General features: G+C 67.8%; 20 protein-coding genes. 5 read left to right on the top strand and 15 right to left on the bottom strand.

What is annotated here, in order from left to right; genetic code table 11:
* Positions 1-84 precede the first annotated feature (84 nt).
* The 3 genes from CQ040_RS11645 to CQ040_RS11655 are packed head-to-tail and all read right to left on the bottom strand — an operon-like array spanning position 85 to position 3,736.
* On the bottom strand, positions 85-1,092 hold the full coding sequence (locus CQ040_RS11645) for an ABC transporter permease (RefSeq protein WP_028500967.1): 1,008 nt from the start codon (positions 1,090-1,092) through the stop codon (positions 85-87).
* Positions 1,089-2,693 carry a sugar ABC transporter ATP-binding protein gene (locus tag CQ040_RS11650; protein WP_105526406.1) on the bottom strand — a complete coding sequence of 535 codons (1,605 nt, stop codon included), beginning with the start codon at positions 2,691-2,693 and terminating at the stop codon, positions 1,089-1,091. Before CQ040_RS11650 ends, CQ040_RS11645 begins: the two co-directional genes overlap by 4 nt.
* The gene (locus CQ040_RS11655; protein WP_105526405.1) at positions 2,690-3,736 is read right to left on the bottom strand and encodes an NAD(P)-dependent alcohol dehydrogenase; all 1,047 of its coding nucleotides are present in this window, start codon (positions 3,734-3,736) and stop codon (positions 2,690-2,692) included. The genes CQ040_RS11650 and CQ040_RS11655 overlap by 4 nt, the downstream gene beginning before the upstream one ends.
* A 159-nt stretch (positions 3,737-3,895) precedes the next feature.
* Here CQ040_RS11655 and CQ040_RS11660 point away from each other — a divergent pair, with 159 nt between their 5' ends.
* Positions 3,896-4,828, top strand: coding sequence for a sugar-binding transcriptional regulator (locus tag CQ040_RS11660; protein WP_105526404.1), 933 nt, complete (start codon positions 3,896-3,898; stop codon positions 4,826-4,828).
* A 22-nt stretch (positions 4,829-4,850) separates the two neighbouring features.
* Here CQ040_RS11660 and CQ040_RS11665 read toward each other — a convergent pair whose 3' ends face one another.
* The 8 genes from CQ040_RS11665 to CQ040_RS11700 all read right to left on the bottom strand — a co-directional run bounded on the left by CQ040_RS11665 (position 4,851) and on the right by CQ040_RS11700 (position 14,261).
* Positions 4,851-6,299 (bottom strand): rhamnulokinase family protein, encoded by a 1,449-nt coding sequence (locus CQ040_RS11665; protein ID WP_105526403.1) that lies wholly within the window; start codon positions 6,297-6,299, stop codon positions 4,851-4,853.
* 28 nt (positions 6,300-6,327) lie between these two features.
* Positions 6,328-7,113, bottom strand: coding sequence for an SDR family NAD(P)-dependent oxidoreductase (locus CQ040_RS11670; protein WP_105526402.1), 786 nt, complete (start codon positions 7,111-7,113; stop codon positions 6,328-6,330).
* A 71-nt stretch (positions 7,114-7,184) separates the two neighbouring features.
* The gene (locus CQ040_RS11675) at positions 7,185-8,615 is read right to left on the bottom strand and encodes an FGGY-family carbohydrate kinase (RefSeq protein ID WP_181156880.1); all 1,431 of its coding nucleotides are present in this window, start codon (positions 8,613-8,615) and stop codon (positions 7,185-7,187) included.
* A gap of 13 nt (positions 8,616-8,628) precedes the next feature.
* Positions 8,629-9,684, bottom strand: a complete 1,056-nt coding sequence (locus tag CQ040_RS11680; RefSeq protein WP_105526400.1) for a 2-hydroxyacid dehydrogenase — start codon at positions 9,682-9,684, stop codon at positions 8,629-8,631.
* 96 nt (positions 9,685-9,780) lie between these two features.
* On the bottom strand, positions 9,781-10,770 hold the full coding sequence (locus CQ040_RS11685) for a sugar ABC transporter substrate-binding protein (protein ID WP_181156881.1): 990 nt from the start codon (positions 10,768-10,770) through the stop codon (positions 9,781-9,783).
* 46 nt (positions 10,771-10,816) lie between these two features.
* The gene (locus CQ040_RS11690) at positions 10,817-11,812 is read right to left on the bottom strand and encodes an ABC transporter permease (RefSeq protein WP_219844690.1); all 996 of its coding nucleotides are present in this window, start codon (positions 11,810-11,812) and stop codon (positions 10,817-10,819) included.
* Positions 11,809-13,335: a sugar ABC transporter ATP-binding protein gene (locus CQ040_RS11695; protein WP_105526398.1), complete on the bottom strand. Its 1,527-nt coding sequence runs from the start codon at positions 13,333-13,335 to the stop codon at positions 11,809-11,811. Before CQ040_RS11695 ends, CQ040_RS11690 begins: the two co-directional genes overlap by 4 nt.
* Positions 13,336-13,511: 176 nt before the next feature.
* Positions 13,512-14,261: a DeoR/GlpR family DNA-binding transcription regulator gene (locus CQ040_RS11700; RefSeq protein WP_105526397.1), complete on the bottom strand. Its 750-nt coding sequence runs from the start codon at positions 14,259-14,261 to the stop codon at positions 13,512-13,514.
* Positions 14,262-14,365: 104 nt separating this feature from the next.
* Here CQ040_RS11700 and CQ040_RS11705 point away from each other — a divergent pair, with 104 nt between their 5' ends.
* The 3 genes from CQ040_RS11705 to CQ040_RS11715 all read left to right on the top strand — a co-directional run bounded on the left by CQ040_RS11705 (position 14,366) and on the right by CQ040_RS11715 (position 18,776).
* Positions 14,366-15,127 (top strand): DeoR/GlpR family DNA-binding transcription regulator, encoded by a 762-nt coding sequence (locus CQ040_RS11705; RefSeq protein WP_105526396.1) that lies wholly within the window; start codon positions 14,366-14,368, stop codon positions 15,125-15,127.
* Positions 15,128-15,232: 105 nt separating this feature from the next.
* Complete coding sequence (locus CQ040_RS11710) at positions 15,233-17,269, top strand: bifunctional aldolase/short-chain dehydrogenase (protein WP_105526395.1); 2,037 nt, start codon at positions 15,233-15,235, stop codon at positions 17,267-17,269.
* A 106-nt stretch (positions 17,270-17,375) separates the two neighbouring features.
* Positions 17,376-18,776 (top strand): rhamnulokinase family protein, encoded by a 1,401-nt coding sequence (locus CQ040_RS11715; RefSeq protein ID WP_105526394.1) that lies wholly within the window; start codon positions 17,376-17,378, stop codon positions 18,774-18,776.
* A gap of 95 nt (positions 18,777-18,871) precedes the next feature.
* On the opposite strand, the gene CQ040_RS11720 is transcribed toward CQ040_RS11715, so the two are convergent.
* A complete protein-coding gene (locus CQ040_RS11720) occupies positions 18,872-21,157 on the bottom strand; it encodes a glycoside hydrolase family 3 C-terminal domain-containing protein (RefSeq protein WP_105526393.1) in 2,286 nt (761 codons plus the stop codon).
* A 94-nt stretch (positions 21,158-21,251) separates the two neighbouring features.
* On the opposite strand from CQ040_RS11720, the gene CQ040_RS11725 reads away from it, so the two are divergent.
* The gene (locus tag CQ040_RS11725; RefSeq protein WP_105526392.1) at positions 21,252-21,836 is read left to right on the top strand and encodes a TetR/AcrR family transcriptional regulator; all 585 of its coding nucleotides are present in this window, start codon (positions 21,252-21,254) and stop codon (positions 21,834-21,836) included.
* On the opposite strand, the gene CQ040_RS11730 is transcribed toward CQ040_RS11725, so the two are convergent.
* The 3 genes from CQ040_RS11730 to CQ040_RS11740 are packed head-to-tail and all read right to left on the bottom strand — an operon-like array spanning position 21,833 to position 25,119.
* Positions 21,833-22,780 carry a carbohydrate ABC transporter permease gene (locus tag CQ040_RS11730; protein WP_105526391.1) on the bottom strand — a complete coding sequence of 316 codons (948 nt, stop codon included), beginning with the start codon at positions 22,778-22,780 and terminating at the stop codon, positions 21,833-21,835. The two genes, CQ040_RS11725 and CQ040_RS11730, sit on opposite strands and share 4 nt — an antisense overlap.
* Positions 22,777-23,742 carry a carbohydrate ABC transporter permease gene (locus tag CQ040_RS11735; protein WP_181156883.1) on the bottom strand — a complete coding sequence of 322 codons (966 nt, stop codon included), beginning with the start codon at positions 23,740-23,742 and terminating at the stop codon, positions 22,777-22,779. The genes CQ040_RS11730 and CQ040_RS11735 overlap by 4 nt, the downstream gene beginning before the upstream one ends.
* A gap of 6 nt (positions 23,743-23,748) precedes the next feature.
* A complete protein-coding gene (locus CQ040_RS11740; protein ID WP_105526390.1) occupies positions 23,749-25,119 on the bottom strand; it encodes an ABC transporter substrate-binding protein in 1,371 nt (456 codons plus the stop codon).
* Between the last annotated feature and the right edge of the window lie 12 nt (positions 25,120-25,131).

The following is a 25,131-nucleotide window of genomic DNA, read 5'->3' on the forward strand; positions in this document are numbered from 1 at the left end:
AAAGCCGCGGCGATGCGGCTCTTCTTGGTGAACATGGGATTCCTCTCGTTGGGTGGTGCGATGAAGCAGGGTCTTCTTCGATGGCTAGCGGCTTCGTCGTCGGGTCGCCCACACGTCGACGGCGACCGCCGCCACGATGAGCACGCCCTTGATGACCTTCTGCCAGTAGGCGGGAACGGTCAGGATGTCGAGACCGTTGTTGAGGGTCTGGATGAGGAGTAGACCCAGGGCCGTGCCCCAGATGGAGCCGCGTCCACCGAGCAGGCTCGCTCCACCGATGACGACGGCCGCGATCGCGTCGAGCTCGTAGCCGACTCCGAGGTTGGGCGCCCCGAGCGTGACGCGGCTGGCGAGCATGACACCGGAGATCCCGGCCAGCATGCCGGAGATGGCGTACACGCTGAAGATGGTGCGACCGACGTTGATGCCGGCGATGCCCGCGGCGACGGGGTTGCCGCCGATCGCGTAGACGCGCATGCCCCAGGTGGTGCGGCGCATCACGATGGCAAGACCCAGGATTCCGACGATCATCAGGATGACCGGCAGCGTGAGGCCGCCGAACTGGGCGTTGGCGATACGGGAGAAGTCGGCCGGCAGTCCCGTGATCGGGGCGCCGTTGCCCGCGACATAGGCGATGCCGGACGCGAGCGTCAGCATCCCGAGCGTCGCGATGAAGGGCGGCACCTTGATCACCGACACCACGAAGCCGTTGATCGCACCGGCGATGAAGCCGACGACGACACCGGCGACGATCGCGAGCCAGATCTGATCGGGGAAGGCCTTGGCCGTGAGGCTGCCGAACACGGCGGCCGCGGCGATCACGCTGCCGACGGACAGGTCGATGCCCCCGGTGAGGATCACGAGCGTCTGCCCGAGCGCGATCAGGGCGAACGGGGCTGCGGCGACGAGGATGGTCTGCAGGTTGTCGACCGTGCCGAAGCGCGCGCTGCGGTAGAGGAAGAACGCGATGATGAGCACCATCACGATCACCATCGCGTAGCGGATCGCGAGGTCGCCGAACCAGGTCGGGCTGAAGCGCTTCACGCCCGACTCGGGGACGAAGGTCTGCGAGGCGGTTCGGGTGTCGGTCATTGGTCGTCCTTTGCGGAAGGGGCGGTACCGGAAGGCGTGGCGCTCGAAGGCGCGTCGGAGGTGTCGAGTCCGCTCGCGAGTCGGAAGATGCGGTCCTGCACGTCGGGTTGCTGGAGGGTGGTGCGATCGAGCTCTGCCACCACGCCGCCGCCCTTGAGCACGAGGGCACGGTGCGACAGGGCGAGGATCTCCGGCATGTCGCTCGAGGCCATCACCACGGCCATGCCGGAGGCTGCGAGGTCGGTGATGATCCGGTAGATCTCGCTGCGGGCACCGATGTCGACGCCGCGGGTCGGCTCATCGAGAAGCAGCACCTTGACCTCGCCGGTGAGCCAGCGCGCGAGCACGACCTTCTGCTGGTTGCCACCCGACAGCGTCTCCATCAGCTGTCCGAGGCCGCGGCTGCGCAGGCGCACGGAGCTCATGACCTGGGAGACGGCGTCGACGCGGCTGCGTCCCTTGAGCCAGCCAGCGACGGAGAACTGACTCATGCGCGGCAGCGTGGCGTTGGCGAGGATGTCCATGCTGAGCACGGCGCCCGCACCCTTGCGGTCTTCGGGAACCAGGGCCATGCCCGCGGTGATCGCGTCGGCGGGGCGGCCGCGGCGCACGCGGCTGCCGCCGACCGTGATCTCGCCCGCCGTCGAGGGCCGAACGCCGAACAGCGCCTCGATGAGCTCGGTGCGTCCGGCGCCGACGAGACCGGCGAGTCCGACGATCTCACCGCGACGCACCTGCAGGTCGAACGGCTGCGGAGCCGGGGTGTACTCGAGCCCGCGCACTGAGAGGGCGATGTCGTCGGAAGCCGGCGGGAGGTCGGGGAACAGGTCCTCGAGCTCACGCCCGATCATCGCGGTGACGATGTCGTCGTCGCTGAGCTCCGAGAGCGGCTGATCGGCGACCAGGCCGCCGTCGCGGAGCACCACGACCCGGTCGGCGATCGCGCGAATCTCCTCCATCTTGTGCGTGGTGAAGAGGATCGCCACCCCTCGGTCGCGGAGCATCCGCATGTTCTCGATCAGACGGGCGACTTCCCGTTCGGCGATCGCACTGGTGGGCTCGTCCAGCAGCAGCACCCGGGCACCGGTGCTGGTGGCCTTGACGATCTCGACGATCTGGCGCAGTCCCACCGGCAGCGATCCCATGCGCGCCTTGGAGTCGATGTCGACGCCGAACTCGGCGAGCATCTCCCTGGCCTCCCTCGCCATGCGGCGCCGGTCGACGAAGCCGAACCGGTTACGGAGTTCCCGACCGACGAAGATGTTCTCGTACACCGTGGTGTCGAGGATCGACGCGAGTTCCTGCGGCACGATGGCGATCCCACGCTGGTGGGCATCGCGCGCGGATCCCGCGGCCAGCTCCTCTCCTCGGACGAGCACGCTTCCACCATCCGCCTTCATCTGACCGGAGGCGATCTTCATGAGGGTCGACTTTCCGGCACCGTTCTCTCCGGCGAGCGCCGTCACCGTTCCCGGCACGAGGTGCAGTCCCACGCCTTTGAGCACGGGCACCCCGCCGAACGCCTTGCGGATGTCGACGCAGGCCAGCATGTCCGGCTGCTCGTGGAGCGCGATGTTCCCCGTCTGCTCGAGGCCGGTCATGATTCCCTCGCGTACTCGCGGTCGGGGTGCACGATGCTCTTCAGGGTCGACGGACGCGAGGCGGAGTCGAGCGCCTCGCGCACCTCGGCCAGCCCGAAGGCGCCGGTGACCAGTGCATCCAGGTCGACGGCTCCGGAGGCGACGAGGTCGATCGCGGTCGGCCACGTGTTCGCGTAGCGGAAGATGCCGGTGACGATCAGCTCGCGGTTCTGGATCGTGGAGACCGGGAGCGCGATCTCGTCGGCGCCCATGCCGACCAGGACGGCGACGCCGCCGGACTTCAGAGCCGAGATGCCCTGCTTCACGGCGACGGGCGAGCCCGAGGCATCCACGAAGGCGTCATAGCCCGACCCGAGCGGACCCGCAGCCGGGTCGACGGCTTCGGTCGCACCGAACCGGAGGGCGACCTCGCGGCGCTCGGCCATCGGGTCGCTGATCACGATCTCGGTGGCGCCGAATGCCCGCGCGGTCTGTGCGGTGACGATGCCGATGGGACCGGCGCCGGTGATGAGCACCCGGCTGCCCGGGCGCACGCCGGCTTTCTGCACCGCGGCGATGGCGACGGAAAGCGGCTCCATGAGCGCTGCGGCGTCGTCGCTGACGGAGTCGGGTACCGCATAGGCGAAGTCGTCCTGGATCGCGACGTACTCCGCGAACGCGCCGTCGATCGGCGGGGTGGCGTAGAACTCGATGCGCGGGCAGAGGTTGTACCGGCCGCTTCGGCAGAACTCGCACACGCGGCAGGGGTGCTGCGGCTCGATCGAGACGCGCTCGCCCAGGCGGGAGTCGTCGACGTCGGCTCCGACAGCGACGATCACGCCGCCGGCCTCGTGGCCGAGCACGAGGGGCTCCGCCACGACGAAGTCGCCGATGCGCCCTTCGTGGAAGTAGTGCACGTCCGAGCCGCAGATGCCGACCGCGTTCACCCGGACGATCACCTGATCGGCGGACGGGGCCGGCACGGGGCGGGTCTCGACCGTGAGCTCGCCGGCTCGCACCAATACGCTCGCACGCATGGTCGTCGGCAGTTCAGTGCGCTTCATCGGGCTCCTCGTGGTGCGGCGGTGCAGTCGTGCAGTCGTGATTGCTCGACCGACATTAGCCATGCGCGACGGATGAGACAACTGGCCGCTCAGATGAGCGCGACTGGCGAAACCGGGATATGCTGAACCGACCCGACAGATACGAGACGAAGAGGCGATATGGGACCCGATGAGCTGGTGCGGATCTCGCACGTCGCACGACGGCACTATCTGGACGGGTTGACGAAGATCGAGATCGCCGATGAACTCGGCGTCTCCCGCTTCAAGATCGCCCGGATGCTGGAGGACGCCCTCGAGCAGGGACTGGTGAAGATCACGATCGAGGCCCCGGACTCCCTCGACCTCGACCTGTCGATGCAGCTGCGGGCCCGCTTCGGCCTGACCCGCGCTCTCGCGGTGATCACCCCGGGGACGACCCCCGACCTCATCCAGGACCGACTGGGGCGCGCGGCTGCCGACCTCCTCAGCGAGATCGTCACCGAGGGCGATGTGCTCGGTCTCACGGCTGGTCGCACCCTGACCGCGATGGCCGGGCACCTGCGCACCCTCGCGACGTGCGAGGTGGTGCAGCTCGCCGGCGTCGCCGCCCCCACTCCGGAAAACGGTGTCGAGGTGATTCGCCAGGTGAGCCGCATCTCGGGCGGCCGCTCCCGCGCGATCTTCGCGCCGCTGCTCGTGGAGACCGCCGCGACCGCCTCGGCGCTGCGGCGCGAACCCGGCATCATGGAGACCTTCCGCCGCTTCGATTCCGTGACCAAGGCCGTCGTCGCGATCGGCTCCTGGAGCCCGCCCGACTCCCAGCTCTACGACAACGCCGGTCGCGCGGGCGCGCTCGACGAGCTGCTGGCAGCCGGCGTGAAGGCCGAGATCTGTGCGACGCTCATCGACGAGAACGGTGCGGTCGTCGGGTCGGTGGCCGAGCGGTCGCTCGCGGTGTCCACCGAACAGCTGCGGCACATCCCCGAAGTCATCGCGGTAGCGGGCGGTCCATCGAAGACGGGCGCAGTCGCCGCTGCCCTGCGCTCGGGGATCGTCGACTCCCTGGTCACCGACGCAGCCCTCGCCCGGCGACTTCTCGAGATGTCGGTCTGAGCCGTCGGCGCGACCGGGCCGGTCAGCGGACGGCGGCTTCGTAGCGTCGCAGCGGGGTGGAAGCGCGAACTATGCGGCGCAGGTCGCCGAGAGCGCCGCCTGCCGCACCGTGGGCGCGGGCCTGTACCAGGATGTTACCCATCGACGTGGCCTCCGACGGCCCGGCCATCACCGAGCGACCCGAGTAGTCGGCGACGGCCTGGGCGAGGATCGGAGACTCGGAGCCGCCGCCGACGAGATGGATCACCTGCACGTCGACCCCGGAGAGCGCCGCCGCCTCTTCGACCTGCCGCGCGACGAAGGCGCCGAGACTCTCGAGGACGAGTCGGACGATCGCCGCACGGTCTTCGGGCATCCGCCCACCGGATTCGGCGACGAGCTCGGCGATGCGTGCGGTCATCTGCCCCGGACGCAGCAGGCGCGGGTCACCGGTGTCGACCAGCACGCCCGGAGTCGGGGCCGCTTCGGCACGCGCCAACAGCTCCTGACGAGCCGCGGTGCTGCGCGCTCCCCAGCCGTCGAGTCCCCATTCCCTGATGCACTCGTTCACGATCCAGAGCCCTGCGGCGATCCGGAGGAAGCGCACGGTGCCGTCGAGACCGAGCTCATTCGTGAACCCGGCTTCACGCGCGCGATCGCTCGTGATGATGCGATCGACCTCGACACCGGTGAGGATCCACGTCCCGCACGAGACGAAGGCGAAGTTCTCGTCCCGAGCGGGCACGGCGATCACAGCGCTGGCGGTGTCGTGGGAGGCGACGGTGGTGACGTCGGTGGCGTCGTCCGGAGCGAGAATCCCCTCGCGCACACGACCCGTCACCGTGCCGGGCTCCACCGTCTCGGGGAAGATCCGCGACGGAAGTTTCAGCGCATCGATCCGGTGCGCATCCCACCCGCGACCGTAGGGCAGTGCGAGCCCCGTGCTGGAGACGTTCGTCGCCTCGGCGACCTCTTCTGCGCCGAGCCAGTGGGCCAGCAGGTCGGGCATCAGCAGCATCCGGCGCACGGTCTCGAGCCGCCCTGCCTCCTGATCCGCCATCAGCTGGTAGATCGTCATGATCGGGAGTGCGGTGACGCCGGTCTCCCGGAAGGCCTCGGCAGCGGGCAGGATCGCGTCGACGAGGGGGAAGCTGCGGTCGGTGCGCGAGTCGCGCTGATGGAACGGCGCGTCGAGGAGGCCGTCGTACGCGAGCAGCCCGTAGTCGCCCGACCAGGCGTCCACTCCGACACTGGCGAAGGCGGGGCCGTCGGCGCGCAGTGATCGCAGTCCGGCGACCGCATCGCGATACAGCCGCTGGGCGTCCCACCGCAGTCCGAGTTCATCCGTGAACGCACGGTTGCGGAACCGGTGCACCCCGTCGATCCGCAGTCTCTCCCCATCGACCGTCGCGCTCACCACACGACCGCTGGACCCGCCGAGGTCGACGGCGGCAGCTCGGAAGGTCGCCGAGCCGAGGGGCAGTTCGGGCATGCCTCTCAGCCTATGGTCCGGCGGCCCCTCACACGCTGGTGTAACCGCCGTCGATGAGGATGCTCTGTCCGACGACGTAGCTCGACCGCTCGCTCGCGAGATACACCAGAAGGTCACCGAGCTCTTCGGGCTCGCCCATCCGCCCTGCGGGGATGCGCCGCACCCACTCGTCCGCCATCTCGGGGTTCTCCGCCACGAAGTCCCTCGTCATGTCACTGGCGAAGTATCCCGGGGCGATCGCGTTGACCCGGATGCCGTGTGGCCACCACTCGATCGCCGCGCTCTTGGTGAGCATCGAAACCGCGGCCTTCGACGTGTTGTATGCGGCCTGCGTCTGCGGGATATTGACCGCGAAGGCCGACATCGACGACACGTTGACGACGCTGGCGAGGTTTCCCCGCGCAGCGTCGATGTGTCGCCTCGCGAACTCCCGGCTCGTGACGAACGTGCCGGTGACGTTGACGTCGAGCACCCGCCGCCAGTCCGTCGGCGTGGTATCGAGAAGGGGCGCGCCCAGCGTGATGCCCGCGCTGTTGACGAGCACGTCTGCGACGCCCAGGCGCTCGGCGACAGTGCCGAAGGCAGCGGCGACGGATGCTTCAGAGGCGACGTCGACGCTGACACCGGTGCAACGACGCCCTGTTGCGGACTGCAGGGTGTCGGCAGCATCGGCGACGGTGTCGAGGCGGTCGAGGAGAGCGACATCGGCCCCGGCAGCGGCCAGGGCCTCGGCCATGGCATAGCCAAGGCCACGCGCGCCGCCCGTGACGACGGCGACGCGGCCGAGAAGAGGTTCAGTGGTGTTTCCGAGCATGAGCAGAGCCTAGCCGTGGCGCTCACCGTGCGACACTGGCCGCTCATATGAGCGGCCGGTGTCGATGGAAACTAGAGGCGACGTGCCTCGTTGATCTTGTCGAGCGACTCGAATCGGTCACGGGATGCCCGATAGGCGTCATGACGGCGCAGGTCCGGAGCGAACTCCGCTTCGATCTCACCGGAAGCGTGACGCAGGTCGTCGATCGAGGAGATGAGTCCGCAGGCGAGACCTGCGAGCATCGCGGCCCCCTGAGCCGCACCGTGACCGCTCGCGGGCCGGAGCACCGGAATGCCGAGGACATCCGCCTTGATCTGCAGCCAGGCATCCGACGAGGCACCCCCGCCGGTGCTGATCACATGGTCCACGCCGAATCCGACTTCGCGAAGAACGTCGACGTCACGGGCCAGCGCGAGCGCGTTCCCCTCCATCGCGGCGAGCATCAGATCGGTGCCGTCGGTGGCCAGATCGATCCCCTCGATGATGCCGCGTGCCGAGGGGTTCCATGAGGGCGTCCGTTCCCCCGCCAGACTCGGCACCATCACGAGTCGACCGGGGCGCTGACGGGCGAGGATCGCTGCAGCCGAACGCAGATCGGTACCGGAATCGAGACTGTTCACCCAGTCGATCGTCGCGCCGGCGGTGACCTGCGCCGTGATCAGGAGATCGGTGTCGGGCGTGCAATGCCGTGAATGGATGAAGCCGGGCACGGCAGTCCCGCGGGGTACGGCGAGCATCGTCACGCTGGAGAAGCCGGTCATGTCGACGAACGGGTCACCTGCCACCAACGCCCCGGCCTCGAGAGCAGAGCCGATCGCGTCGATGCCGCCGGCGATGACGGGGATGCCCTCGGGGAGCCCGGTGTGAGCAGCCGCCTCAGCGCTCACCTCCCCCACGACGGTCTTCGCCCGGACGATCGGCGGGAGCTTGGCGAGCGCGGGGATCGCAGTGCGCAGCCGAGCGGGGAAATCGCCGAGGTCGTCGTCGAATCCCTGCATGAGCGACGCCGTGGTGTCGTCGAGCACGGCGATGCCCGTCAGCATCCGCACGAGGAAGCCGTTGGTGGACAGCACCGCCGCGGCCGCCTCCAGCTCTTCCGGACGATGAGCGGCGAGCCAGGCGAGCTTTGCCGTGCCGAAGAACGGATCCGCACCATTCCTGGACCGGGGAACGAGATCACCGATCACGCGGGCCTCGCTGACCGCGCGACGGTCGAGCCAGGTCAGCGCGGCCCCCGTGGGGTTGCCGCCCTCGTCGACCGGGACGAAGGTCGGAGCCTGGGAGGTGACGGCGACGGCCCGCACCCGGATTCCCGGGAGCACGGGGCGGAGCGCCGCGCCGAGAGCGCGCCACCAGTCGAGGGCGTCTTGTTCCGCTCCAGCTCCGTCGGTGCGCGTCGGATACGGCACCGAGCGGTCCGCGATCCGACGACCGGCGAGGTCGGTCGCGACGACTTTGACCGAGCTGGTGCCGGCGTCGATGCCGAGCAGAGCCTCGGTCACCGCGGGCCATCCTTCACAGGATTGCCGTTCGAGGGCCCTCGACCAGCGGGTTCTTCGCCGGCTCTCCGCGGAGGAAGCGTCCCACCTCTTCGGCCACGCCACGCGCTGCACGCACCGCTGTCTCCTGGCTGGCGCCGGCGATATGCGGGGTGACGACCACGTCCTTCCCCTCGTGCGCGAGCCGGAACAGAGCGTGGTCGAAGTCGACGGGTTCCTCCGGATACACGTCGAAGGCCGCTCCACCGAGGTGACCGCCCTGCAGCGATGCCGCGACGGCGTCGTAGTCGACCAGCCCACCGCGGGCGGCGTTCACGAGCAGCGCTCCCGGCTTCATACGGCCGAGCGTATCCGCATTGACCATGTGCGCGGTCTCCGGAGTCAGCCGGGCATGCACCGACACGAGATCGCTCCGGGTGAAGACCTCGTCGACGGTGTCGACCCGCTCCACGCCCTGACCCAGCGCGCTGTCCGGCAGGTACGGGTCGAATACGAGCACCTGCGCTCCCATCGCCGCGAAAGAGTGTGCGACATGCGAGCCGACTGCGCCGGCGCCGAGCAGCCCGATCACTGATCCGGAGATCTCACGCCCGACCGCATCAGAGCGATAGAGGTCGCCACGCCAGGTGCGAGACATCATGCTCTCGTGCGCCGAAGGGATCCGACGCATCAGCGCCAGAGCGAGCCCGATCGTCATCTCGGCGGTCGCCACGCCGTTGCGCCCCGGGACGTTGGCGACCTGGATGCCCCGCTCCCTTGCCGCCTCGATGTTCACGTTGGTCGGCCCGCCACGCGACACGGCGATGAACCGCAGCTCCGGCAGTGCATCCATCACCCCGGCGGTCATCGGCGCGAGCTGCGTGACGATCGCCGTAGCGCCATGGAGCGCTTCGATGAGCTCGCCCTCCGACCCCGCGGCCTCGTCGACCTCGGCAACCTTCCCGAACGGCGCGTCCGGCCAGGCGAACTCGATCTCTGGCACCTCGAGCACGCCGGGCAAGACCCGATCGAGCTCGGTCCGCAGCAGCGAAGCGCGGATGAATCGGTCGCCGGCGGCGAGCACTCGGATCATGATGTGTGTGGGTCCTTCCGTCCGCGGTTGACCGCGGTCTGGGTGTCGAAGAGGTGACCGCCGCCCGCGACACGAGGCGCGGGCGGCGGTGGAGGTTCAGCCCCCGAACACCTCGTCGTAGTACTTCTGGGCGTTCGAGCCGTCGATCACGGTGATCGGCATGTACTGGTCCTTCTCGATGTCCTTCCCGGCGAGAAGATCGAGGGTGATGTCAATGAGCGTCCGACCATGGGCCTTGCCGCCGCCGAGACTGATGGTCGACTTCTCGGGGTCGCCGTTGATGATGTTCTGGACCTCGTTCTCGGTCGCATCGATGCCGAAAAGCCCGAACGAGTCGTAGTCCGAGATGCCGGACGACTTGACGCCCTCGTTACCGCCGACCGCTCCGCCGCCGCCGATCGTGGCGATGACCTTGAGCTTCGGGTTGGCCTGCAGGAAATTCTCCGCGTTCGCGACACCGTCTTCGGCGGTGAGTGCGGGGGCGGTGGCGACGAGCTTCGCGTTGGGGGCGAGCTTGGTGATCGCATCCTTGATGCCGTCGGCGCGTTCGATGATCTCCGGGAAGCGCGGAAGATCCATGAGGCCCCACTCGACGGCCTCGCCCTTGTCGAAGTTCGCGTTGATCCAGGTCGCAGCGGCCTCACCGTTCGCATATCCGGTGTTGTACGCGTCGACGAGGTACTGGGCATCGTAGTTCTCGAGAACCTGCGTGTACCCGACCACCTTGATACCGGCTTCCTGGGCGCGCTTGGTCACGTCGACCAGTGCATTCGAGTCGACGGCGCAGATGATTATCGTGCTCACGCCCTGCTGGATGAAGTTCTCGATCTGGGTGACCTGCTGCGCGGCGTCATTGCGCGCGTCGACGAAGTTCACGGAGAGCCCCTTCTCGGAGCCGTAGTCCTGCGCTTCCTGCACGAGTTCGGCCCAGACGGGGTTGCTGAGGTCCGAGAAGGTGATGCCGACGGAGTCCCCGCCGGCCGCCGGAGCGTCGGAGGATCCGCCGGACTCCGGGATGGTGGTGCAGCCGGTGAGCAGCAACGCCACCGTTGCTGCTGCCGCGGCGAGCTTGACGAGCTTCTTCACGATCTGTCCTTTCGTAGTGCTGATGTGGTGATGCAGAGAGGGTCGGTCAGGCGGAGATGGCAGCGGGCGCCAGGGGCACGCCGCCGATCTGCTTGCGCCGACCACGGGACTTCTTCGACACCGCGTCGTAGATCACGGCGGCGAGCAGGATGCAGCCCTTGATGACGAGCTGGACGTACTCGCTGACGTTCATCAGGACGAGGCCGTTGTCGAGGACGCCGACGATCATCACGCCGACGAAGGCCCCGAAGAGGCTGCCGCGTCCGCCCATGACACTGATCCCACCGAGGACGCAGGCGGTCAGGACGCTGAACTCGAACCCGGCACCGGTCGCGGACTGCGCGGAGTTGAGGCGTGAGAGCAGCAGCACCGCTCCGATCGAGGTGAAGAATCCGCACAGCGCGTAGACGAGGATGATGGTCCGGCGAGTGTTCACGCCCGAGAGTCGAGCTGCCTCGACGTTGTTGCCGATCGCGTAGAAGTAGCGCCCGATGTAGGTCTTGTTCAGGATGAACAGGCCGACGGCCCAGACCGCGACGAGGACGTAGACCGAGACGGGGATGCCCGCTATCGCCCCCTGCCCCAGCACTGAGAAGCCCGATGGGAAGCCGAAGATCGGCAGGCCCTTGGAGATCAGATAGCTGAGCCCGTTCAGGATCATCATCATCGAGAGCGTGACGATCAGCGGCGCGACCCCGGTGAAGGTGATGATGAGCCCGTTCACGAGCCCGACGAGGGTGCCGAGGACCAGCGCCAGCAGAACCGCGATGAACCACGGAACCCCGAACTGCGCCATGAGCATCCCCGTCACGACGACGTTGAGGGAGATCTGGTAGCCGACCGACAGGTCGATACCACCGGTGATCAGCACGAAGGAGAACCCGACGGCGACGATCCCGAGCGTGGCGATCTGCCGGGCGATGTTCAGGATGTTCGTCGGATCGAGGAAGTTCGGCGACATCACGCTGAAGGCGATCACCAGCACGATGAGCACCGCGACGATCCCGAGCTCCTTCACCCGGGGCATGAGTGCAGACTTCATTCGTTCTCTCCTTGCGCAGCCAGGGCCAGGACGGCCTCCTGGGTGATGTCGGACGATTCGAGGGTTCCCGCTTGGATGCCCTCCCGAAGGACGATCACGCGATCGGACATGCCGATCAGCTCCTCCATGTCGGACGAGATCATGAGGATCGTCTTCCCCGCCTCCGCGAGGCGGTTCATGATCAGGTAGATCTCGGCGCGGGCTCCGACGTCGATCCCGCGGGTGGGCTCGTCGAAGATCAGCACCTCCGGATCGGTCGCCAACCATTTCGCCAGCACGACCTTCTGCTGGTTGCCGCCGCTGAGATTCCCGACGATCTCGGCGCCGCTGGGCGCCTTGATCCGCAGCTCGGTCATGTATTCGGCCGCGACATCACGCTCCGCCTTGGGCGAGACGACCGTGCCCCTCGAGAGGGACTTCTTCAGAAGCGGCAGGGTGATGTTCTGCTGAATCGAGAACGGGAGGACCAGGCCGTGCCGCTTGCGGTCCTCCGGGACGAGCGCGATGCGGTTTCTGATCGCCTGGATCGGCGAGCGCGAGAGCACGGAGCGTCCGTGCAGAGTCACCGTACCCGCATCGATCGGCTTGGCCCCGAAGAGGACCTCCATGAGCTCGGTCCTGCCGGCCCCGATCAGTCCGGCGAACCCGAGGATCTCCCCGGTACGCGCTTCGAAGGAGATGTCGTCGACGCCGTTCCCGGAAAGTCCTGACACCTTCAGCGACACCTCGCCGGGCACGTTGGTTCGTTCGGGGTAGCCCTCCGCCAGCTCGCGACCGACCATGAGGCTGATCAGTTCGCGGCGGGTGGTCTCGCTCGTGACGCGGGTCGCGATGTACTTGCCGTCGCGCAGGACCGATACCCGGTCGGCGAGGCGGAAGATCTCCTCCATGCGATGGGAGATGTACACGATCGTCATCCCCTCGGCTCGCAGGGCATCGACCACGCGGTACATGGCCTCGACCTCACTGGCGGTGAGGGGCGCGGAGGGCTCGTCCATGATGAGCAGTCGAGCATTGCGCGAGAGGGCCTTGGCGATCTCGACGATCTGCTGGTAGCCGGTGGTCAGCGTCTCGACGAGCGCTCGAGGGTCGATGCGTACGCCGAGTCGGGCGAACAGTTGCGCGGCCTGCGCGTTCATCCGCTTGCGATCGAGGACAGGCCCCCGGCAGATGTAGTGGCCCAGGAAGACGTTCTCGGCAGCGTTGAGAGTCGGAACGAGTGTGAACTCCTGGTAGATCACCGCGATTCCGAGATCCTGCGCCAGAGCAGGCGTGAGCTTGTCGTATGCCATCCCGTCGACCGTGATCGTGCCGCTCGTGGCCTCGACCGCGCCGGAGAGCACCTTGATGAGCGTCGACTTCCCGGCACCGTTCTCGCCGACGATCGCGTGGACCTCGCCGGGTCGCAGATCGAGCGAGACCCCCGCGAGCGCCTGCACGCCAGGGTACTGCTTCGTGATGTCCGACACCGTGACGTCGATGCGGATCGCGGGAGCCGACGTCGTCTCGGCTGCCGAACTCATCGGCGTCTCGCGCTGAGGGCGAGCGTGGTCGCTGTGGTGGGGCGCCTGATCATCGGGAACACACTCCTTCGTGGCTGTTCGTGTGATCAGCGTGTCAGAACGTGTTAGATCTTGTCAACTCTTGTTCGTAATGATGGACGCAAGAAAGACGGCCCGAGCGTCGGACATCCGTCGCGTCAGAGAACGGTCGGCAGCTGGCGCGCGTAGGTTGCGAGCTCGCTCGCATCGGGGGCGAGCTCGGTCGCGAGGACCGCCACGCGATCCAGCGGCACCGACGCCGCAGTGGCCGTGGCGTCGAGCTTCTCGACGTGAACGCCGATCACGACGTGTGCCGAGGATCGTGCGAATGCCCGCTTGAGCTCGGCCTCTTCGAGGGTGTCCTCGTAGCAGGAGCGTTCGTCGACCGCTGCCGCGGACGCGAAGAAGCTCGAGAAGCGCATGCTCTCCAGGAACGCCGTCGCCACCGGCCCGACCAGGGAATCCGATCGACGATCCGCTGCGCCGCCCGTGAGGATGGCGGTGACTCCCGGCCGGTCCTGAAGCGCGTGGAACGTTGAGAGTCCGTTGGTGACGACGGTGAGATCGTCGCTCGTGAGGATCATCTGCGCCAGGCGGTTCATGGTCGTCGAGGAATCCATCGCGATCACCCCGCTCGACGGCACCAAGGGGAGCAGCTTCTCGGCGATCGCCGCCTTCTCTTCGGCGTGTGATCGCTCTCGACCCTGGAAGCTCACCGGTCCGCTGTAGACCGCGCCTCCGCGCACCCGTCGGGCGATCCCCCGTTCCTCCATCGCAGTGAAGTCGCGACGGACGGTCATCTCGCTCACCCCGAGGGATTGGGCGGCATCGCTCAGCGAGATCGCCTTGGACTCCTTGAGGCGGGCGATGAGCCAGTTCCAGCGCTCTTCTGCGGCGAGAGAGTTCACATCCCCATCCTAGGAAGGAACGAACACGATCTGACAGATTCGATCACATCCGGCCCGCCGGTCCCGTCCCGGCTCGATATCGCGGCACCGGATAGATTCCTCCCATGGCACTTTCCGGCAATCTCGAGGCGCAACGACGTCGAGACGAACTCGTCGATCTCGCGAACGGACCCCAGGGCGTCATGATCGAGGCCGCGGCCGAGCTCTTCGCCGTCTCGTCGATGACGATCCGTCGCGACCTGCTCGAGCTGGAGGCCGAGGGGCGGGTGCGACGGGTGCGCGGTGGAGCGACGGCAGCGCCGCGCGCACGTCCGTTCGATGCGCGTCGGGCGATCAGGGCGAGCGCGAAGCGGACGATCGCCGAGAAGGCGCTGCGGCTCGTTCCCGATCAGGGCAGCATCGCGCTCGACGCCTCATCGACGGTCAACATGCTCGCCTCCACGATCGGGCCACGGACAGGACTCACGGCATACACGAACTCGTTCGAGTCGTTCCAGGTGCTGCATCCGCTCGACGGGGTGACGGCCGTGATCTCCGGTGGCACCGCCGAACCGACGACGGGCAGCCTCGTCGGCCCGATCGCCCGCCGGAGCATGCGATCGGTGTACTTCGACATCTTCTTCTCCTCGGCTGATGCCCTCGACAGCGCCGATGGCACCTCCGAGGTCTCGGTGGAGGAGGCCGAGCTGAAGCAGGCCATGGCCGCGAACGCCGGTACCACGGTGTTGTGCGTCGACTCCAGCAAGCTCGGGCGCCGATCCGTGGCCAGAGCGCTCGAACGCGAGGAGATCTCGGTGCTGATCACGGAGCTCGATCCCGGCGACGAGCGGCTGGACTCCTTCCGGGAGACCGCCGACATCCTCTGACGCTCGCCCACCCCTTCCTCCTTGACGTTGGTTCATGTTATCTTTCACATGAAGTAACAGCACCGATGCACATGGTCGTGTGCGCCGCCCCTGTCTTGGAGAGTCATGACCAACGCCACCGCCGCCGCCCTCATCGCCCGGTCGAACCGCCTCGGCGCCGACCCGAAGAACACCAACTACGCCGGGGGGAACACCTCCGCCAAAGGCACCGAGACCGACCCCGTGACCGGCCAGCCCGTCGAGCTGATGTGGGTCAAGGGCTCGGGCGGCGACCTCGGCACCCTCGAGGAGAGCGGCCTCGCCGTGCTGCGCCTCGACCGCATGCGCGCACTCGTCGACGTCTACCCCGGCCTCGACCGCGAAGACGAGATGGTCGCAGCGTTCGACTACTGCCTGCACGGCAAGGGCGGCGCCGCCCCGTCGATCGACACCGCGATGCACGGCCTCGTCGACGCCGCACACGTCGACCACCTGCACCCCGACTCGGGCATCGCGATCGCCACCGCGGCCGACGGCGAAGCGCTGACCGCGAAGATCTTCGGCGAGAAGGTCGTCTGGGTGCCGTGGCGTCGCCCGGGCTTCCAGCTCGGACTCGACATCGCCGAGATCAAGAAGCAGCACCCGCAGGCGATCGGCTGCATCCTCGGCGGACACGGCATCACCGCGTGGGCCGACTCGTCTGAGGAGGTCGAGGCGAACTCCCTCTGGATCATCGACACCGCAGCTGCGTACATCGCCGAGTACGGCAAGGCTCAGCCGTTCGGCGGCGTACGCGCGGGCTTCGAGCCGCTCACCCCGACCGAGCGCCGTGAGCGCGCGGCGGCCCTTGCCGGCACCATCCGCGGCATCGCATCGACCGACAAGCCGATGGTCGGACACTTCACCGACGCCGACGTGGTCCTCGACTTCCTGGCGTCTGAGCAGGCACCGGCCCTCGCCGCCCTCGGCACCAGCTGCCCCGACCACTTCCTCCGCACCAAGGTCAAGCCGCTGATCCTCGACCTGCCGGCCACGGCATCCGCCGAGGAGCAGACCGCGCGCCTGCACGAGCTGCACGAGCTCTACCGCGCCGACTACCAGGCCTACTACGACGCACACGCGACGCACGAGTCCCCCGCGATCCGCGGCGCAGACCCGCTCATCGTGCTGATCCCGGGCGTCGGCATGTTCTCCTACGGTGCGAACAAGCAGACCGCCCGCGTCGCCGGCGAGTTCTACGTGAACGCGATCAACGTGATGCGCGGCGCCGAGGCTCTGTCGACCTATTCGCCGATCTCGGATGCCGAGAAGTTCGACATCGAGTACTGGGCGCTGGAGGAGGCCAAGCTGCAGCGGATGCCGAAGCCGAAGTCGCACCAGGGCCGCATCGCCTTCGTCACCGGCGCCGCATCCGGCATCGGCAAGGCCATCGCGACCCGTCTCGCGGCCGAGGGCGCCTGCGTGGTGGTCGCCGACCTCGACCTCCAGAAGGCCCAGGCCGCAGCCGCTGAGCTCGGCAGCACCGATGTCGCGATCGGGATCGCCGCCAACGTGGCCGATGCCGACGCCGTCCAGGCCGCCCTGAACGAAGCGGTGCTCGCGTTCGGCGGTGTCGACCTCGTCGTCAACAACGCCGGGCTCTCGCTCTCGAAGCCGCTGCTGGAGACCACGGAGAAGGACTGGGATCTGCAGCACGATGTGATGGCCAAGGGGTCGTTCCTCGTCTCCAAGGCCGCGGCCCGCGTGCTCATCGACCAGAAGCTCGGCGGCGACATCATCTACATCTCGTCGAAGAACTCGGTCTTCGCCGGCCCCAACAACATCGCCTACTCCGCCACCAAGGCCGACCAGGCCCACCAGGTTCGGCTGCTCGCGGTCGAGCTCGGCGAGTACGGTATCCGTGTGAACGGCATCAACCCCGACGGCGTGGTCCGCGGCTCCGGCATCTTCGCCTCGGGCTGGGGTGCGAACCGTGCGGCGACCTACGGCGTGGCCGAAGAAGACCTCGGCCAGTACTACGCGAACCGCACGATCCTCAAGCGCGAGGTCGTGCCCGAGAACGTCGCGGACGCGGTCTACGTGCTGACCGGTCCCGAGCTCAGCCGCACCACGGGTCTGCACATCCCGGTCGACTCCGGCGTCGCCGCGGCGTTCCTGCGATGACCGCGGTCCGCCGAGTGCACGGCTCCCTGTCGAACGCACGGCTTGTTCACGTCATGAAGCCGTGCACTCGGGCGGAAGCCGTGCACTCGGCGAGTGGTGGAGCCCGATGACCACCCGGGCGGTCGCGGCCGTCGATCTCGGCGCGACCAGCGGCCGCGTGATGATCGGGCGGGTCGGCGACGGCACGCTCGACCTCGAGCTCGTGTCGCGCTTTCCCAACGGTCCCGTCGAACGCGAGGACGGACTGCACTGGGACTTCGCGGCTCTGTACGAGCACGTCGCCTCCGGACTCGCCGAGGCCGTGCGCCGCGAACCGGGCATCGAGAGCATCGGCATCGACTCCTGGGCGGTCGACTACGGGCTTCTGCAAGACGGGGAGCTCCTCGCCGAGCCCTTCCACTACCGCGACGATCGCACGGCGCGGGGCGTCGACGAGGTGCATGTCATCGCCCCGTTCGCCGAGCTGTATCAGCGCAACGGCCTGCAGTTCCTTCCCTTCAACACGCTGTACCAGTACCGCGTCGACGAGCGTCTCGCCGACGCCGACACCGCCCTCCTGATCCCCGACCTCATCGCGTTCCTGCTCACCGGATCCGCCGTGGCAGAGCGCACGAACGCCTCGACCACCGGTCTGCTCGGTGTCACGGACGGCGACTGGGACACCGAGCTGGCAGACCGGCTCAGCATCCCCTCGGGCATCCTGCCGCCGCTGGTCGATCCGGGCACGACGATCGGCATCCTGCGCCCGGAACTGGTCGCACTGGTCGGCAAGGCCCTGCCGGTCATCGCCGTCGGCTCGCACGACACGGCCTCCGCCGTCGCCGCAGCCCCCCTCTCGACCCCGCACTCCGCGTACATCTCGTGCGGCACCTGGGGCCTGGTCGGGGTGGAGCTGACCGAGCCGGTGCTGACGGATGCTGCGCGGGAGGCGAACTTCACCCACGAACTCGGAGTCGACGGCCGCTACCGGTTCCTGCACAACGTCACAGGACTCTGGCTGCTCAGCGAGACCGTGCGGGCGTGGGAGTCCGAAGACGGGGAGAGCATCGATCTGCCTCAGCTGCTGTCAGCAGCATCCGAGGTCACGGGCGATGTACCGGTCTTCGACGCCGACGATCCCACTCTCAGCGCACCGGGGAACATGCCGGCACGGATCTCAGAGCTCATCGGCGATGCGGCACCGACCACGAGGCCCGCGTTCGCGCGGACCATCGTCGAGTCGATCGCCGCGGCCTTCGCACGTGCGGTCCGGACCGCGGCCGACCTGTCGGGGCGCAAGCTCGACAACATCCATCTCGTCGGAGGTGGGTCGCTCAACCGCCTGCTCTGCCAGGCCACGGCCGACCGCACGGGACTGCCGGTGCTCGCCGGCCCCGTCGAGGCGACAGCCCTGGGCAACGTCCTCGTCCAGGCGCGCGCGCTCGGCGCCGCTCCGTCGTCTCTGGAGGGCCTCCGCGCTCTCGTGGCTGAGACTTACACGCCAACGCGTTTCGATCCCCGCGGCTGACCGCGCCTACTGACGAAGCCCCCTCTCCGCCATGCAGCGGTGAGGGGGCTTCGTCAGTCAGTCGCGACCTGGGGTTCGCGATCAGTCGGTCACGATCAGTCTGCTGAGGGACCGCCCGCGTTCGCTGCGGCGATCAACTGCTCGATCTGCTCGAAGTTCACCGGGAGTCCTGGGAATCCGGCGAGCCGACCGATCGGGAACGACGCCATCATCTTCTGCATCGCCTCGTCGTTCGGCATCATCGTGGCCGCGGCCGCATCACCACCGAGCCCGCCCATCAGGCCGCCGAGCGCCTGCTGCACGATGGGGCCGGCGATCGGGTGCGCGATCAGGTCACCGATCGAGGAGTTCATCGTCAGCTCCTGGTGCACCTCGTCTCCGGAGACCTCTACCGAGACGGTAGAGCGGATGTCGCGGCTGGAAGCGGCGACATCGACGGTGTACGCCCCACCCTCGACGACCCAGCGGTCGACGCGGATGTCCCAGTAGGCGAGGTCCTCACGCCGTACGACGAGCTCGACCGTGCGGGTCTCTCCTGCGGCGAGCGCGACCGAAGCGAACGCCTTGAGCTCGCGGGGTGCGCGCTGCACGATCGAGGCCGCCGGGGCGACGTAGACCTGCACGACCTCACGGCCGTCGCGGTCCCCGGCGTTGGTGACGTCGACGCGCACGACGATGTCGCCGTCTGCTCCGCCCTCTGCCGTCGCGGTGCCGTACTCGAACGTCGTGTACGAGAGTCCGTGACCGAACGGGAAGGTCACCTCGAGACCCTTCGCGTCGTACCAGCGGTAGCCGACCAGCAGACCCTCGCCGTAGCGCACGTGGCCGAACTCGCCGGGGAAGTTGCCGAAGGAGGGGTTGTCCTCGAGCCGCACCGGCACGGTCTCTGTGAGCTTGCCCGAGGGGTTCACTGCGCCGTAGAGCACGTCGGCGACAGCACTGCCTCCGGCCTGGCCCAGCAGCCAGCTCTCGACGATCGCCGGCACCCGGTCTGCGAAGGGCAGGGCGACCACGCCGCCGTTGGACAGGACGACCACCACGCGAGGGTTCACCTCGAGCACGGCATCGAGCACGGCCAGCTGCTCTGCCGGCAGGTCGATGTGGTCGCGGTCGAAGCCCTCGGACTCCTCCGCGGCAGGGAGGCCGAGGAACAGCACGACCACGTCCGCTTCGCCGGCAACGCTGACGGCCTCGGACCGGAGGTCCGAGGCGGTGCGCCCGGATGTCGCGATGGTGCCACCTTCGACCGCGAAGCCCGCAGCGTAGGAGACGTTGTCGCCACCGACGGCGCGCAGCTCGTCGAGGGCCTTGTCGACGCGCGTGGGGTTGATCAACGACGAGCCTGCGCCCTGGAACCGCGGTTCGGTCGCGAACGCACCGATCACGGCGACCTTCTGGTCGGCGGCGAGCGGCAGCAGCGCACCCTCGTTCTTCAGCAGCACGATCGAGCGGCCGGCCGCCTCACGGGCAAGTGCGTGGTGCGCCTCGACGTCGAGCGGGCCTGCCACAGCAGGACGCTCACCGGCCTTGCGCACGAGGTCGAGGGCGCGGGCTGCCGCGGTGTCGAGCACACTCTCCGCGAGCTCCCCCGCCCGCACGGCTGCGACGAGCTGGGCATCCGTCCGCCCACCCGATGCGGGCATCTCCAGGTCGAGTCCGGCGGCGACTCCGACGACGCGGTCGTTCACGGCTCCCCAGTCCGAGACGACGAGGCCGTCGAAGCCCCAGTCGTCGCGCAGCACGCTGGTGAGCAGCCACGGGTCCTCCGAGGTCCAGACCCCGTTGAGCTTGTTGTACGAACACATGACGGTCCACGGAGACGCGTCCTTCACGACACGCTCGAATCCGCGCAGGTAGATCTCGCGCAGAGGGCGCGGGTCGACATCGGAGCTCGCGCGCATGCGGTCGAACTCCTGGTTGTTCGCGGCGAAGTGCTTGAGCGAGGTGCCGACGCCCTTCGACTGGATGCCACGGACCGAGGCGGCCCCCAGGATGCCGGAAACGATCGGGTCTTCCGAGAAGTATTCGAAGTTGCGTCCGCACAGCGGCGAGCGCTTGATGTTGATGCCGGGGCCGAGCACGACGGCGACGTTCTCGATGGCCGCTTCCACGCCGATCGCGGCGCCCACCCGCTCGATGATCTCCGGGTCGAAGGATGAGCCGATGCCGACAGCGGGCGGGAAGCAGGTGGCGGGGACGCTGCTCGCGAGACCGAGGTGATCGGTGGATCCGGATTGCTTGCGCAGGCCGTGCGGCCCGTCGGTCATCATCACCGACGGGATGCCCACGCGGTCGATGGCCTTCGTGGTCCAGAAGTCCGCACCGCTGGTGAGCGACGCCTTCTCCTCGAGGGTGAGGTCGGAAGCCGAGTTCTCGGTCATTGTGTTCCTTTCGCGGGCGACGTCGATGTCCTTGCGAAAACCATATGCCCTTCAGTATTAGATTTCAAACGACATTCAGGATTAGGGTCGAGGCATGGCAACACGAGGTTCGTATGCGAAGGGCGTGGCGCGACGCGAGGAGATCCTCGAGAGCGCCCTCGACGTGATCGGGCGCAAGGGGTACCAGAACGCTTCGCTCAAGGAGATCGCCGAGGTCGTCGGCGTCACCCCTGCCGCCCTCCTGCACTACTTCGGGTCCAAGGAGGAGCTCTTCACCGAGGTGCTCCGCAAACGCGATGAGCACGACGGCCTCGATCCCGCAGGTCTCAGCGACACCCAGGCCCGGACCGCGTTCATCGACGTGATCCGTCACAACACCGAGGTCCCGGGACTCGTCACCCTGTTCTCGCGTCTCTCGGTGGACGCCGCCGACCCGGAGCATCCGGCCCACGGCTACTTCCTCGATCGCAGCGCGCGCCTGCGCGCGTCCATCGTCGACAACTTCGGCGCCGAGGAGCGGCGCTCCGCCCTCGACCCCGACACCCTCGCCCGCGTGATCCAGGCGGCATCCGACGGGCTCCAGCTGCAGTGGATGATCGACCCGACCGTCGACATGCCCGGCATCATGTCTGCCCTCATCGACGCCCTGTATCCGCCGACACCGGCCGCCGCCGACTAGCCCTTCACCGCTCCCCCGAGTCCGGCCGAGCGCAGGAACACCGACTGGAAGATCAGGAACATCGCGATCGGGATGAGCGTCGCGATCGCGAGAGCTGCCAGGAACACATCCAGCTCGGTCTGCGACTGCACGGCCGGGAGCCGCACCGACAGCGGCTGCACGGCGGGGTCGGGCAGCACCAGCATCGGCCACAGATAGTCCTTCCACGCTGCGATGATCGCGAAGACCGAGACCACGCCGAGGATCGGCTTCGACATCGGCAGCACGATCGACCAGAACAGCCGGAAGGGTCCTGCGCCATCGGTCCGCGCCGCCTCGAACACCTCGCGCGGGAGCGAGTCGAAGAACCGCTTGACCAGCAGGATGTTGAAGGCGTTCGCTCCCATCGGGAGCCACACCGCGAGGTAGTTGTTGAGCAGGCTCACATCCCCCAGCAGTGGTGGGTGCACGATGGTCAGGTACAGCGGCACCAGCAGCACGATCCCGGGGATGAACAGCGTCGCCAGCACCAGCGCGTTCAGCAGCGGCGCGTACTTCGGACGCAGCACCGAGAGCGCATAGCCCGCGGTCGTGGCGATGAACACCTGCACGAACCAGGCGCCGAGCGCGATGATCACCGTGTTGAAGAAGTACTGGTCGATGTGGATGTCGTTCCATGCCGTCGACAGGTTCTCCCAGTCGATGCCGTTCGGCCACAGCGCGAAGGGCTGCTGCAGGGTGTCCTGTGTCGGCGTCACAGCCGATTTGGCCAACCACAGGATCGGGCCGAGGCCCGCGGCGACCAATCCGACGGCGAGGAACACATGGGTGAAGGACATCCCGAACCGGATGCCGCGGCGCCGACGTTCGGAGTCCGAGATGACGGTGCGGTCCCCCACGCGGTCGGCTGCCTTCTCGGCCGCCTTCTCCGCGGCGCGGGTCGAGAGGCGGGTGGTGAGACTCACGTCGTGCTCCAACGGTCGGTCAGCTTGAAGTACAGCCAGGAGAGGAGGGCGAGGACGATCGCGAGCAGCACAGAGACGGCCGTCGCCTCGCCGTAATCGCCGCCCAGGCTGTTGCGGAAGGCCTTGTCATAGATGTACAGCAGCACGGTCTTGGTCGCCCCGGCGGGCCCCCCACCGGTGAACAGGAACGGTTCGAGGAACACCTGCGCGGTGGCGATCACCTGCAGGATCAGCATGATGAAGAGGATGCCGCGCAGCTGCGGCAACGTGACGTGCCAGACCTTCTTCCAGATCCCGGCGCCGTCGACCTCGGCGGCGTCGTACAGCTCGGGCGGTACGCCCAGGAGCGCGGCGAGGTAGATGATGATCGAACCGCCGGCTCCTGCCCACGTGGCCTCGAGCACGAGCGATGGCATCGCCTGCACGGCGTCCTGGATCCAGGGCTGCGGGGGGATGCCCACGAAGCCGAGCACGGTGTTGAACACACCGGAAGGATCAGCGCTGTAGAAGAACTTCCACAGCAGCACAGCCACGACCGGCGGAATCACGACAGGGAGGTAGGCGAGAGCGGAGTAGATGCCCTTGCCGCGGCGCACCTCGCTCATCAGCACGGCCATCAGCAGCGGCAGCGGGAACCCGAAGAGCAGGGCGAGCACGGCGAACCACAGCGTGTTGATCACGGCACGTCCGAGCTCGGGGTCGCCGATCACAGCCAGGTAGTTGTCGAACCCGACCCACTCGGAGACGATCAGGTTGGTCTTCTGCAGGCTCATGATCACGGACTGCACGATCGGCGACCACGAGAAGAACACGAACACGAACAGCATCGGGAGCACGAACAGGAGGTTCGCGACCCCGCCGCCGCGGTACCACGTGAGTGGCGAGCGGCGGCGGGTTCGGCGCACAGCGGGCGGCGGAGAGTCCTCCGCCGCCGCCCGCTGCTCGGAGAGCGTCATCGTCATGAAGCGTTACTCGTCGAGCTTCGCCTGCGCATCGGTCTGCACCTGAGCGAGGAGAGCGTCGATGTCGGCGTTCTGGTCGGTGAGCACCTTCTGCACGACGGTGTCGAGGAGGGCGTAGACCTCCTGCGTCTTCACCTTCGGCTCGCCCACCGGCGTCTGGTCCCAGATGCGGTCGCTGAACGGCGCCATCTGCTCGACCGGCACGTTGATGTAGTCGGCGATCCACTCCTGCGACTCGTCGTACAGCTCGCGGCTGAGCACCGGCAGCAGCGGCGTACCCACAGCCTGGCCTGACTCGTTCAGGGTCTTGGCGTCGAGCACCGCTGCATCTTTGTCCATCAGCTTCTGCATGTAGTACCAGTCGATCCAGGTCACCGCGGCGTCCTTGGTCGCGTCGTCGACAGTCGGGCTGATCACCGCGATGTCGCCGCCACCGAGAGTGCCGGGGTCGTTGCCCTCCATCGGCACGACCGTCATGCCGTAGATCTCCGAGTCCATGCCGAAGTCGCGCACGAGCGCGGTGTAGATGTCGGAGCCCGAGGTGTACATCCCGATGTTGCCGGCCGCGAACTCCTGGTTGATCGTCCCCCAGTCGAGGTCGACCTTCGACCCGAAGGCGTTGTCCTCCCACTTCACGTCGTGCAGGAACTGCAGCGCCGCCTTGGTGGCGTCGTTGTCGATCGTCGACTCCGCCGATCCATCGCCGGCATCCGTCTGCGTGCGGCCGCCGCGGGCCACGGTCTGCGAGGTCAGCTGCCACCCGCCGGTGTTGTTGATCGCCATCTGCGCGTATCCGGCCTTGCCCGTGGCGTCCGTGATCTTCTTCGCGGCTTCGCGGATCTCATCCCACGTCTCCGGCGGGTTGTCGGGGTCGAGCCCGGCCTGCTCGAACAGGTCGCGGTTGTAGTGCAGTGCGGCCGCATACGCCTGCCTCGGGAAGCCGTAGATCTTGCCGTCGGCGCCGGTGACACCGTCGAGGATGATCGGGTTGAACTTGTCGGTGTATCCGAGCTTCTCGATCGCGTCGGTCACATCCGTCAGCTGGCCGTTCTCGAGCAGCGTCTTGGAATCGGTGAACGGCACCGTGAACACGTCGGGCAGGCTTCCCCCGGCGAGCTGCACGGCGAAGGTCGGGCCTTCCCACTCGTACTCGACCCCGATGATGTCGATGTCGGGGTGTTCCTTCTCGAACTGCTTCTCCTGGGCGGCGAACGCATCGTACGCGGCAGCGTCCGCTCCCGGCGGGAACGTCGCGACGCGCAGCTCGAGCTTGCCGTCGGCGTTGTCGCCATCGCCGCTCGACGTGCATCCGGCGAGGGCGCCGACCGTCGCGAGCACGGCGATGCCGGCGACCATGGCCTTCGTTGGTGACTTCATTGTCTGTCCTTC

The sequence above is a fragment of the Microbacterium sp. MYb54 genome, assembly GCF_002979515.1.
GTDB lineage: Bacteria > Actinomycetota > Actinomycetes > Actinomycetales > Microbacteriaceae > Microbacterium.